A 12766-nucleotide genomic window follows, 5' to 3' on the forward strand; every position below is an offset into this window, starting at 1 on the left:
TCAATGACGGTCTCGATTAAAAACAGCCAGATCGATGTGAACAGCTGGTATCAAAAAATCACCTTAACCATCACCAATGAAAATAACAGCGCCGTGGATATCAATCATGCGGCCATTGGTTTTACCGGGTCCGGACATCAGGATCCGTGGGGCAATTTTGGCGGTACGCTTAAAGGGGATATGCCCCTCACCTTGAGCGGTAAAACGCAGGGAGCCCTCGACGTCAATGAAATCATTATTAATAACAGCCAACCGCTGCTGCTGCAGCCCGGTGAAAGCGGCACGTTATTCTTCAGCTTTGCCGCCACTCAGGTACCGGTCAAAATCTCAACTTTTAGCTTAACCCTGGCCTCATCTGCGCAAGATGATAGCGCTGATGAATCTGCGGACGAGGGGCAGCCGGAACCTGAAGCCCCCGTCGATGATCAAACTGATGATGTCGCGCCTGTACCGGAAGAGATTATCCCTGACGATGAGGGTACGGATGAGATGGCTCCTGAGCCTGAAGAGCAGGGCGATGATGCGGTTGTGGAAGGAGAGGGAATGACTGTTGTCGCAAGCCCGCTGAGCACGACCAGCTGGTATCAACGGGTGACTCTGACGCTGACCAACCTCTATGCCCAGGCTATCGACCTTAACCAACTTAAGCTGCAGTTTACCGCCAGCGCGCATCCCGATCCTTACAGCGCGTTCAGCGGATCTTTGCTCGGCAACAAGCCCGTAACGTTGGGCAGCGACGGCGGTTGGCCAATCGAAAAGAACACGATTACGATAAATAATGATGGGCAATTCTGGCTAAAGGGCGGCGCAAGCGCTGAGCTGCAGTTCTATCTTTCCGCTACCCAAACTCCGGTCACTATGAGCGGCTTAACGGCAATCCTCGCGCACGACCCAGGCCGTCAGGGCAAGATCAATATTCAGTTCCCTTCGTTAAAACAAAACACCACCCTGAAGCCGACGATCGACCTGTTCTATCCGGATGCGACTTCACGACGCTTTGCAGGCGAGTGGGGAGAGACGCTGACCATCAGCGATCTTAGCGCGGGTGAGTACACGATCGCTGTGCTGGAACTGAGTAATGATGATATGCAGATCGTACCCGTTGAATCGACGTTCAGGCTGAAGCTGGCTGGCGGATCTGACTGCCAGACCTGTCAGGTCGCGTATCAGGCGCCGGTACAGTTTGCTTCAGTACGTCTTATCGTCGATGCCCCTGAGTTTGCCGGCGCGGAAATGGTGGTTGAGCTGTGGTCGGAATCTGGGGTATGCGAAAGAACCCTGACGATGCCCGTCAACCAAATACAGCTGGTGGATCGGCTTATCGCCGGTCACTGCTACGAGATTGGCTTACAGTCGACGGTAATCAATAATCAGATGATTAGCCATCCCGCCCGACCGACGATTTTTACCCCTGAGCAGGGCCAGGTGAAAGAGGTGAGCATCGGCTTCCAGCAGACCGGGGTTGATAGTCATGATTTTGTCGAAGTTCAGGTGACGATACTAGGTTTACCTGAGGGCGTATCGCCTCAGCGCTATCGGTTCTGCTGCGGGCAATATCAATATACCGTGATGCTGGAGAGCGATGCCCGTCTGCAAACGCTGGCGATGCATCTGGCTCCCGGACAGTATAGCGTTGAGACTCCCGATGTTTACGTCGCCGGTACACCGTGGCGCTGTGAACAGGATGCGCCGCTGCGGCTGCTGAAAAGCGTCAATCACATTACGCTCGAGTTTGTGCAGGGCGTTCCACTGCAGGTTAAAGGCTGGCCGGACTATCTTGCCCACGGCGGGGTGACGGTGAATGCCGCGGATACCGTATCGCTATATCGCGACGTCCCTTTTAGCGCCCTGTTTAAATATGATGGTTTTGACGGCGGCGGCGACCCGATACCGGCGGCGGAAGTGGATAAAAACGGTGACGGCTTCCTTGATTATGACTCGCTGCCGATTCACAAAACCGTTCCGCTGGTGCGTGAGATTGAAAAAGAGGCGGGACGCTCCGTGATGCCGGTCATGGTGGTTTATACCGCTAACGCCAGCGGCGGCAGCGCGCTCTCGGATCTTCAGGACGGACAGCGGTTACGTAACCACTTTGGTAACTTCATCACCCAGTGTCTTGCGGCGCAGTCCTGGAAGGACGACCAGCACGCCGTTCCCGCCACCTTTGTGCTGAATCCGGATTTCCTTGGCGCGATACAGCAGGAGCCGTACGGCTATACCGCGGTACGTAAAGCGAATAGCGTACAGGTTAACGTCCAGCTGGCGGCGGCGATTAACGCTTTGCCTGCTCTTCCGGGATTCAGCGCGCCGCTGTTGCCGACGTTTTCTAACGATCTTTATGGTTATGTCCAGGCGATTAACTATATTGTGCGCCAGTTTGCGCCGGACGTGGCCTTCGGCTGGCAGACCAACGTCTGGGCGACGGGAACGGCAGACTGGGTACTCAGAGCAAATGCCGATCCTGTGGCCCAGGGGACAGCGATAGCCAGCTTTATCAATGAGCTGGGAGTGTATAGCGGTGAGTATGCGCCAGATTTTATCGCCTTTGATAAATTTGAACGCGATTGCTTTAGCCCGGATGCATTAGCGCACTATGGCTGGAACGCAACCTGCTGGTTTAATTATTTAGGGATGGTAAAACAAGCGGCTAAAGACCTGCATAAACCGGCTATGCTATGGCAAATCCCGGGGGGCCATATGCCAACCGTAGACGAAGGCAACAGTAAAATTGCCGCCGCGCACTACGCGTCGGGCGGAAGCTTCTTTATGGGCGATGCGCGTATTGGCAGCGATCTTAATACCATCGCTTCGGATCTGTTAAATACGACGGTGAATAGCGCGACTTATGGCGTAGCGACAGTCGGTGACTTTTTACGCCAGGATAATGGCTACGACTGGGGGCAGATGCAGGCGTTAAATCTTCCTGATTATAACGTTTTCTCGGTACTTTGGGGCGGAGGCTCAACGGTAAGTATTACGACGATTCACTCTAACGGTGAAGATGGCGGTTGGCTGGCAGAAAAAATGGTGGAATATTACTCAGCGCCAAAATATTTTAGTTAATAACACCTCTTTCCCTGCTGTTTAGTGAAGAAAAATCGTCTTGTTCATAGTGATTCAGAGAGTTTAATATTCTGAATCACTATTTTTTATGAGGTTTTTTATTTTCCGAGAAATAGTTTCATTTGTGATTTTATTTCCCTGTTAATATTATGTTTTGAGGTTTGATTGAGCTTGTTGATATTTTTATTAAGAATTTACTCATCGTGCTAAGTATTGCGTATTTGTGCGGGTTTGGTACAGATATACTACCAGGTGGTTTTATTTATAATTAATTGAAGACACCTTTCATTAAGTATATGTTGGGTTGACCTATGATTATGGTTTTTAATGAAAAAATGAAAGTTGACATTGCTGAAAACGATAATGAGAATACCTTGCACTCATATTTATTTTCCCAGCAGGCTAAACCACATGCAGCGCTTGATGCGCTCTTCTCTGCATTATGGTCTTTTGGAAGGCCTTTTAATTTAAATCCTGGCGATGAGTTTTTACTGAATTCTTCCGGAGAAAGTAAAATAGTTCTTCTGCAGTCCGGAATTTTTTCATTTTGCCGCTGCGGCAGCGGACTTCATGTATGTTCCGCTTTTGCGCCCTCTATTGTCGGATTAGTTGACAGCTACGGGGTGACCTACGATGTTCCGACCCGACCGGAGCACTTTCTGGTGGCCGAAACCGAGTGCAGCGGACGTGCGGTTTCTTTGCCCGACTTTATTAAGACCGTCGATGAGTGCGATCTGTGGCACGATGTCGCACGAATACTTGCCTATCGTCTGATGGTGATGAGCGTACGGGATCGGGAGCTGGTTGGCGTGGATTCTTATCTGAAGGTACGCGCATTATTAATCGAGCTTTGGGCTTATGCCAGCGAATACCGACAAAGCATTAACGTCCTTAATTTTATTCAAAGACGAACGGGCATATCCCGTAGCCGTACGATGAAACTTCTCTCTGAACTTAAGAAAGGGGGTTATATTAGTATCGATGGCGGTCGTTTATTAGACATGAAGAAATTACCGACGGCCTATTAACGATGTTGCATAAAAGGTGTTTTTTTACATCAATTAAACACCTTTTAAAAAGTATTACGAACGGTTGTCTTTCGTGCATTCATGTATTAATTAAAAAGTCAATAGTCCTGATGGCATAGGGTGTATCTCATAACTATAGTTCTTTTAAAACATGAGGTTACCTGTAGTCCTATAAAAACAGCAGGTGATGATTGCAACTGTTTATACCTTTTATAATAATTAACTAATGTCAGAGTGTTTATTTGAGTGAGGCGATTACTGGTCAGTAAGTTATCTCATATTAATGACGTGAGTGTCTTCCTGTAGCATATAAAACCAGGAGTCGTCAGGCTGGCCTGAGCGAAAGCCCTTGTCCACCAATGTCTGATATTTATCAAACTATAACACTGGGTTTTTATTAAATTTAAAAGGGATTATATGAAAAAGCATCTATTAGCCATGATGGTGACTGCTATTTCTGCAGGCGGCATGATGACTTCCGCTTTTGCGGATACGGCGACCGTTTCTGGTGGCACTGTTAATTTTGTTGGCCAGGTTGTTAATGCCGCCTGTTCTGTTTCTGCTGACTCCGTTGATCAAACGGTCACCTTAAGCCAGGTTCGTGCCAGCAAATTAACGGCCGCCGGCATGGTTGCGAATCAAAAAGAAGATTTCTCGATCAAACTGGAAGATTGCGATACCACGGTAAGCCAGGAAGCCGCAGTTATTTTTAACGGTCAGCAGGACGGTACGCTGGCCGGCTCCCTTGCCAACACCGCAGGTGCTGGTGCGGCTACCAACGTCGCTCTGCAGCTGTATGGTCCGGACGGCCAGCCGCTCAATATTGGCGATACTTCTGGCACCGTAACGTTAATTGATGGTGAAAACGTGGTTCCGCTGAGCGTCGATTATATCGCCACCGGCGCTGTAGTTGCCGGTAACGTCTCTGCTACCGCCACCTTTAGTATGGTGTACTCCTGATTTCTTTTCAGGTATTCCTCCGTGCATCTTGCACGGAGGAAACGCTATTTGTGTTGCGCCCAAAATCGTTTATTTACTTAGAAAATGCTTAAAAGAACAATTCAATTTCTATCGCTGTTACTGGCTATCGCTGGAATAATAAACCAGGCGCACGCGGGCGGTATTGCTCTGGGATCAACCCGCGTTATCTATCCGCAGGAAAGCAAGCAGGTCTCTCTGCCGGTTATTAACTCCTCGGAGAACAACGTTTTCCTGATTCAGTCCTGGGTTGCCAATGCTGATGGTAGCCGGAGCTCTGATTTTATTATTACCCCGCCGCTGTTCGTGATTCAGCCGAAAAAAGAGAACACCCTGCGAATTATGTACATCGGTCCGTCTTTGCCCACCGACCGGGAAAGCGTGTTCTATCTCAATAGCAAAGCGATCCCCTCGGTCGATAAAACCAGGCTGGCGAATAATTCATTGCAAATTGCGACCCAAAGCGTCATTAAACTTTTTATTCGTCCTGCGGATTTGTCCGTTCCTTCCGCAAATGCGCCTGCGATGCTGCGCTGCCATAGCCAAAACGGTCGATTAATCGTTACCAATCCGTCGCCCTACTATGTCTCTCTGGTTGAAATACATGCTGGAAGCCGAAAACTGCCGAATGCCATGGTCGCGCCAAAAAGCGAGCTGACGTTGCCGAGCAGCGAAAGCCGGGTAACCTTCCAGACCGTCAATGATTTTGGTGCGACCACGCCTGTACAAACCTGCCAGAGCCAATCTTAGCGTGCAGAAAATGGCTGCTATAAAGCGTCAATCGCCGTCTGTCAGTAAACCGGTGCTGATGACCCTGACTTTAGTCAGCGTGTTAACGTTGCCGAAGGGCTGGGCGGATAACTATTTTAATCCCGCGTTTTTATCGGACGATCCGTCCAGGATCGCCGATCTTTCACGTTTTGAAGGCAACGGCCAGGCGCCTGGCGTTTATCGGGTCGACGTCTATCTGAATGGCGCCTTTCTTGCCACCCGCGATATGACCTTCTACGAAGCGAAACCCTCCGCCAGGACGCCAGCCGCAGACGACTCCGGGCTAAGCGCTTGTCTGACGCCTGATATGCTCAAAGAGATGAAGGTGAACGTTGAGGCCTTTCCGGGGTTGTTAAGGCCCTCTTCTCAAGGGTGCGTGGATATTGCCGCCGCCATTCCTGCGGCCTTCGCGCGCTTTGATTTCACCCAGCAGCGCCTGAATATCAGTATTCCCCAGGCGGCGATGAAGAACAGCGCCAGGGGCTATATTGCACCTGAATACTGGGATGAAGGGATCAACGCGCTATTGCTTAATTACACGTTTACCGGTGCGAATAGCCGCGATCGCAGCGAGGGCGGCGTTGATGCCCGTACCCAGTTTCTTGGCCTTAACAGCGGCCTGAACCTTGGCGCCTGGCGCTTGCGTAACTATTCCACCTGGAACGATAACAGCGGCGGCGAGAGCAATAAAAGCGACTGGCAGCATATCAGCACGTATGTAGAGCGCGATTTGCGCGCTCTGAAAAGCGAACTGACCGCAGGAGATAGCTATACGCCTTCCGCGATCTTCGACAGTTTGCCCTTGCGCGGCATTCAGCTGGCTTCCGATGACAACATGCTGCCTGACAGTATGAAAGGCTTCGCACCGACCATCCACGGTATCGCTAAAAGCAATGCCCAGGTGACCATTCGGCAGAATGGCTACACCATCGACCAGCGCTACGTCTCTCCCGGCGCATTTACTATTGACGACCTTTACTCCACGGCCAGCAGCGGTGATTTAAGCGTTGAGATAAAAGAGTCCGATGGCAGCATCACTCGCTATAGCGTGCCGTATTCCGCTGTGCCAATTCTGCAACGTGAAGGGCGGTTGAAATACGCGGCCACGGCGGCGAGCTATCGCGGCGACAGCAGCCAGAAAGAGGACGTTAAGTTTGGCCAGGCGACGCTGATATGGGGCCTGCCGCACAGCTTTACCGTTTACGGCGGGACGCAGTTTGCCGATCATTATCGCGCGCTGGCGTTAGGTACGGGAGCCAATCTGGGCGACTGGGGGGCGATTTCCGTCGACCTGACCCAGGCGCGCAGCACCCTGGCTGATGATAGCGAGCATCAGGGGCAATCCACGCGTTTTCTTTACGCTAAATCGCTGAATAGTCTGGGAACTAACTTTCAGCTGCTCGGCTATCGCTACTCAACATCGGGTTTTTATACCCTCGACGAGACGGCGTGGAAGCGCATGTCTGGCTATAACGGTCCAACCGACGAAAACGAAGACCAGCGTAGCTGGAGCGATTACTACAACCTCTATTACACCAAACGCGGCAAGATTCAGCTGAATATCTCGCAGCAGCTTGGGCGTTTTGGTTCGCTTTATGTAACCGGTAGTCAGCAGAGCTACTGGCATACCGATGAGAAGAACACGCTGCTGCAAGTGGGCTATAGCGATACTCTGGCGGGCGTGTCATGGAGCCTCTCTTATAACCAAAGCCGTGCCCCGGGAGAGGACAAGAGCGACCAGCTTATTGCCCTGAATCTCTCGCTGCCGCTCAGCCAGTGGCTACATCACAGCGATGATATTACCCACAAGCATCACAATATCTACGCCACGTTCAGCACCAGTACCGATCGGCACGGCGGCGTCATCCAAAATGCCGGAATAAGCGGTACCGCGCTGGCGCAAAACAATCTCAGCTATAGCGTACAGCAGGGTTATCAAAATCATGGCGTTGGCAAAAGCGGCGCCGCCAGCCTCGAATATGATGGCGCCAAAGGCAATGTCAACGTGGGCTATAACACCAGCAATAACGGCGATTATCAGCAGATAAATTACGGTCTGAGCGGCGGCATAGTGGCGCATGCGCACGGCTTAACGCTGAGCCAGCCGCTGGGCGAAACCAACGTGCTGATCGCCGCTCCGGGAGCAGGCAATGTCAATATTGATGACGAGCCGGGCATTCATACCGATCGCCGGGGCTATGCGGTGGTGCCTTACGCCACGACCTATCGCCAAAATCGCATGGCGCTGGATGTGAACTCGATGGCGGATGACGTGGATATCGACGATGCCGTCGTGAACGTCGTGCCTACGCAGGGCGCGCTGGTACTGGCCAGCTTTAAAGCGCGCGTCGGCGAACGTGCGCTCCTGACGCTGCTGCATGACGGGCAGCCGGTACCGTTCGGCGCGACCGCCTCGACCGATGCGTCAGTGGAGGAGGCGATCGTCGGCGATGGCGGCGAAGTTTACCTGGCCGGTCTGAGCCCTCAGGGGACGCTTAAGGTGCAGTGGGGCCGGGGAGCTTCCCGCCAGTGTCTGGTGCATTATCAACTTCCCGCAACCCGGCAGGCCCTGGTGCGACAACGCGTGGAATGCCGCTAAATGAAGACAGGTTTATTTTTTATTCCGCTGGCGGGACTGCTGTTAGCCAATGCGGCTCAGGCTGCCGTCTGTCAAAACGTCAACGGCGCGCCTACTACGGTCGATTACGATCTGAGTACCACCCTCACGGCGGCCCAAAACGCGGCGGGGAATACGGTTCAGTTGACCAAAAACCAGGAAGTGAACGTTCAGGCCGTGTGTCCCGCTGGATCGGCATTCTCGAACCGGACGTATCGTTCCTATGTTTCACCCTACGCCGTGGTTGAAACCAGCGGCCCATGGAAGTATTTAAAGCTCGACCCTGACTATCTGGAGGGGGCGATGAGAATTGACGACTCCGCGGCAGGAACCCTTTATCTCCCTACCAACTACGCCTATATGGGCACCGATGACAGCGTAAACGCCGGCAAACCGTTCTACATCCGCGACTCGAACCTGGTGTTTCAGCTCAAGATTGCCAGGCCTTTCGTGGGAACCGTCACTATCACTCCGAAGACCATGTTCAACGTCTACGTGACGACAGGGACGAGCGATCCCCTGAGCAACGTGGTTTACAACATTGCTTACAGCGGAACGGTAACCGTGCCACAAAGCTGCGAAATCAACGCAGGGCAGACCATTCTTGTGGATTTCGGCTCGCTTTATAGCGGTGGCTTCAACCGCGCCGGGGCAAAGCCGGTGAGCGTCAGAAATAAAAAATTCAGGGTGCCGGTGAAATGCAGCGGCGTGAATTCGCAGGTTAATTTAAGCCTGCGGCTGATTGCGACAGCGGATACTCACCTTAACCAGGCTATCGCCTCGGATAACCCGGACGTCGGCGTGGTGGTTGAGACCAACGATGGCGCGGTATTGACGCCAAACGATGCCAGCAGCGTGGTGCCTTTCGTCACTGACGATGCGGGCAAAGCCAACATCGCGCTGCAGGCTTATCCGGTTAGCACGACCGGTGAAATTCCCGCGGAGGGCGTATTTACCGCGCTGGCTAACCTGCGGGTGGACTTCGACTAAATGAGCTTAAAACGCGGTCTCTTTTTAGCGCTCCTCTGCGGGAGCCCATTTTGCCAGGCCAGTGATACCGGCAATAACCTGGAATTTACCGGCACGATCGTTGCGCAAACCTGCGATGTGGAGATTTCCAGCGTCAGCCAGAGTATCGATTTGGGGCAGTTTTCGGTTGAGGATTTTCCCGCAACCGGAACGACAACAAAATTTAAGCCGTTTAACATTAATCTGAAAAACTGCTCCCGGGGAATTACCGGAACCAAAATCTGGTTTACCGGCACGGCAGACAGTGATGATCCGTCGCTGCTGGCGCTGACCGATACCGGCATGGGTAACGAAAATATGCTGGCCAGCGGCATCGGCGTGGAGCTGCTTGATGAAGATCAAGATGATGTCAGTATTAATAATAGCGAATCAGTTGTTTATCCCCTCAAGGCCGGGCGCAATACGCTCTCCTTCTACATTCGCTACAAATCGACACGGCCAGTGGTCACCTCCGGCAATGCGACGGCGGTGATGTATTTCGACCTGCAATACGAATAGGCGCGGCGATGAATAAATATGCTTATTATGCCTGCATGGCTTGCTGCCTTCTGACGACAGCAACAGCAGACGCGCATGACGGGCGTGTCTATGTCACCGGCACGATTACCGACAATACCTGCACGCTGTCGCCGGATTCAGAAAACATTAACGTGGAGATGGGCAGCGTATCGAACCGTCAGTTTTACCAGGCTGGCGATGGTTCCGCCTGGCAGCCTTTCGCCATTGATTTGCAAAACTGCGGCAGCACCGTCAGCGGCGTTACGGTGAGCTTCAGCGGGACGGCAAATCAGCGAAATACGGATCTCCTGGCGCTTATCGACGCGGCGGACGATGCCACAGGGATTGGCATTGGCCTCTATGACCAGGATAAACATCTTATTCCGCCAGGGCAGACGAGCGAAGTCATCGCGCTTTCTCCGGGGCAGACTTCCGCGCATCTGCAGTTCTATGCTCGTTATGTCGCGGACGGCAGCGCGGTTACGGCCGGAAAGGCGAATGCTTCAGCCACGTTTATCCTCGCCTATGAATAAACTCCTTTTTTATATCCTGATGATCTGGCTGCTGCCGATCCCTGTGGCTCAGGCGGGCGTGGTGATTGGCGGGACGCGGTTTATCTATCATGCGCAGATGCCGACCCTAAGCGTGCCGGTGAGCAACACCTCTTCTGAGAGCTGGCTTATTGATAGCCACATTCAGTCGGCGCGACGATGGCCCGGCGCGGCTATTGCCGCAGGGAACAGACCCCCCTTTATCATTACGCCGCCGTTGTTCCGTCTTGCGGCAGAGCAGGAGAATACGCTGCGCGTGACCTGGACCGGCGACGCGCTCCCCTCCGACCGGGAAAGCCTGTTCACATTGAGTATTGCCGCCATACCCTCCGGTAAGCCTGGCGACCATCATGTTCAGATGGCCTTTCGTTCCGCGCTGAAGCTTATCTATCGTCCTGCTGGCCTGGCAGGCAATCCCCAGCAGGCGTACCGGGGGCTGCGCTGGACGTTGACCCCGGAGGGGCTGTCGGTACAGAACCCGGGCCCTTATTACGTCACGCTCTTCTCGCTCAAGGCCAACGGCCGGCCCATTGATACCGCAGGTGTCGTCGCCCCTTTTTCGACGCGCAAAACCGACTGGTGCCAGCGGGCGACCCGCTGCGAGGTGCGCTGGCAAAGCATTAATGATTATGGCCGCGTGCTGCCGCCGATAGCGGCGAACGTACTGCTGGCGCGCTGATTTTTATCCCTGGAATGAGAGTTTGTTTTATGCACGATTCATCTTTAAAGCTAAGCTGCCTGGCGGCGCTGGCGCTGATTAGCGGCGCGATTTCTTTACCGGCGCAGGCGGAGAACGGCGAGCCGGCGTCGCAGATTGGTCCGGCGGCGGAGGCCTATATCGTCAGCCATCCGGATAAAGTCGGCGAAGCCGTAGCCACGTATCTGGCGAATCACCCGGAATTTCTCATCGCCGCCAGCGAAACGCTACATCAGCGGCAGCAGATCGCCCAACAGCAGGCTTACGTACAGCTGGCCCTGCAGTATCAGGCCGGGCTGTTGAGCAGCGCCAGCCCATCCGTTGGCCCGGCAGATGCGAAAGCTGCAGTGGTCATGTTCTTTGATTATCAGTGTTCATGGTGCAGCAAAATGGCGCCGGTTATCGAGGCGCTGATCAAAGCCAACCCGGATACGCGCTTTGTTTTCAAAGAGTTCCCTATTTTTTCTTCGCGCTGGCCGGTATCGGGGCTGGCAGCAAGGATCGGCGAACAGGTGTGGTTAAGCGACGGCGGCGCCAAATATCTTGACTGGCATAACGCGCTCTATGCCACCGGTAAAGTGGAAGGCGCGCTCACGGAACAGGATGTCTATGGCCTGGCGCAGCATTATCTGTCGAAAGAGAAGATCGCGGAGGTCAAGCAGGCGCAGGATAGCGGGGCGGTTCATGACGCTCTGCTGGCAAATCAGGCGCTGGCCCAGCATATGAACTTTTCCGGTACCCCCGCGTTTGTCGTGATGCCACAGGCGAAAACGCCGGAGGCTAACCGCGTCTCGGTGATGCCCGGCAGCTCCTCGCAGGACGCTCTGCAGACGGCGATTCAGAAAGCGAAAGGCTAGGGACGGCGTTCTCCACCGGGGTGGTCACGCCCCGGTGAAATCAAACACAGGAGTGTCGAAACATGGAAAAAATGCCCCTCATACATAGTGTGATGCCCGCGCTGGTCTTGCCGCTATGGTTTATCGGCTGCGCGTGCCTCGCCTCCGGCGGTCAGCTTCAGTTTTCCGGTAGCGTGATAACCGCCGCCTGCTGGAACGAAACGGGAACCTCCGATATTTTATGCCAGCGTCAGGATCGTCTTGAGCGTCATATCACCGTGGAAAACCTCATTGTGCCCATATCCTCCCCCTATGCCACGATTGAAAAGTCCTACCTGGATGAGGACAAACAGCTAACGCTGCTACGCGTGGTCTATGACTGATCCTCACGCCCGTCTGTCATTGCCAATAACCCGATCGCCCCGGTCCCTCAGGTAAGAGAGGGAGCGGAGAAGAGGGTATTTCTTGCGCATCTGTTTAATGAGTCAGTGCCGTTTTCATTATTGTTAAGAGAATATTCTCTGCAACAGAAACATTCATTTATGTGGTTATTAACAACATTCATTGACACCCTTTTTGCATGAGTTTTTATGCCGTTGCTATGTGAGATTTCAATCACTAATATCATTTTCTTTTCGATTGATACTTCTTTCCCGATTGGCCGGTTTGGCTATGGATACTTCAATTTTACTCCCATG

Annotated in this window: 11 protein-coding genes; all 11 read left to right on the forward strand. The window is 53.0% G+C overall.

The window, feature by feature from the left end; genetic code table 11:
• Positions 1 to 3: 3 nt before the first annotated feature.
• The 11 genes from ABLV12_RS16120 to ABLV12_RS16170 all read left to right on the forward strand — a co-directional run bounded on the left by ABLV12_RS16120 (position 4) and on the right by ABLV12_RS16170 (position 12451).
• The gene (locus ABLV12_RS16120) at positions 4 to 3063 is read left to right on the forward strand and encodes a chitinase (protein WP_335270605.1); all 3060 of its coding nucleotides are present in this window, start codon (positions 4 to 6) and stop codon (positions 3061 to 3063) included.
• Between the two features lie 311 nt (positions 3064 to 3374).
• Complete coding sequence (locus ABLV12_RS16125; protein WP_348867153.1) at positions 3375 to 4091, forward strand: helix-turn-helix domain-containing protein; 717 nt, start codon at positions 3375 to 3377, stop codon at positions 4089 to 4091.
• Positions 4092 to 4508: 417 nt separating this feature from the next.
• Entirely contained in the window at positions 4509 to 5051 is a 543-nt protein-coding gene (locus tag ABLV12_RS16130) for a fimbrial protein BcfA (RefSeq protein ID WP_004108376.1), read from the forward strand.
• A gap of 84 nt (positions 5052 to 5135) precedes the next feature.
• Positions 5136 to 5819, forward strand: coding sequence for a fimbria/pilus periplasmic chaperone (locus ABLV12_RS16135; protein WP_160886966.1), 684 nt, complete (start codon positions 5136 to 5138; stop codon positions 5817 to 5819).
• Positions 5820 to 5829: 10 nt separating this feature from the next.
• Complete coding sequence (locus ABLV12_RS16140) at positions 5830 to 8439, forward strand: fimbrial biogenesis usher protein (RefSeq protein ID WP_348867154.1); 2610 nt, start codon at positions 5830 to 5832, stop codon at positions 8437 to 8439.
• Entirely contained in the window at positions 8440 to 9447 is a 1008-nt protein-coding gene (locus ABLV12_RS16145; RefSeq protein WP_004108362.1) for a fimbrial protein BcfD, read from the forward strand.
• Positions 9448 to 9984: a fimbrial protein BcfE gene (locus ABLV12_RS16150; RefSeq protein ID WP_064398485.1), complete on the forward strand. Its 537-nt coding sequence runs from the start codon at positions 9448 to 9450 to the stop codon at positions 9982 to 9984.
• 35 nt (positions 9985 to 10019) lie between these two features.
• Positions 10020 to 10517 (forward strand): fimbrial protein BcfF, encoded by a 498-nt coding sequence (locus ABLV12_RS16155; protein WP_049128444.1) that lies wholly within the window; start codon positions 10020 to 10022, stop codon positions 10515 to 10517.
• Entirely contained in the window at positions 10510 to 11214 is a 705-nt protein-coding gene (locus ABLV12_RS16160; protein WP_064398483.1) for a pili/flagellar-assembly chaperone, read from the forward strand. The genes ABLV12_RS16155 and ABLV12_RS16160 overlap by 8 nt, the downstream gene beginning before the upstream one ends.
• Before the next feature lie 29 nt (positions 11215 to 11243).
• Complete coding sequence (locus tag ABLV12_RS16165; RefSeq protein ID WP_348867155.1) at positions 11244 to 12089, forward strand: DsbA family protein; 846 nt, start codon at positions 11244 to 11246, stop codon at positions 12087 to 12089.
• A 62-nt stretch (positions 12090 to 12151) separates the two neighbouring features.
• Entirely contained in the window at positions 12152 to 12451 is a 300-nt protein-coding gene (locus ABLV12_RS16170; protein ID WP_004108350.1) for a hypothetical protein, read from the forward strand.
• Positions 12452 to 12766: the final 315 nt, after the last annotated feature.

The organism is Klebsiella sp. CN_Kp100 (assembly GCF_040065315.1).
Taxonomy (GTDB): Bacteria; Pseudomonadota; Gammaproteobacteria; order Enterobacterales; family Enterobacteriaceae; genus Klebsiella; species Klebsiella oxytoca.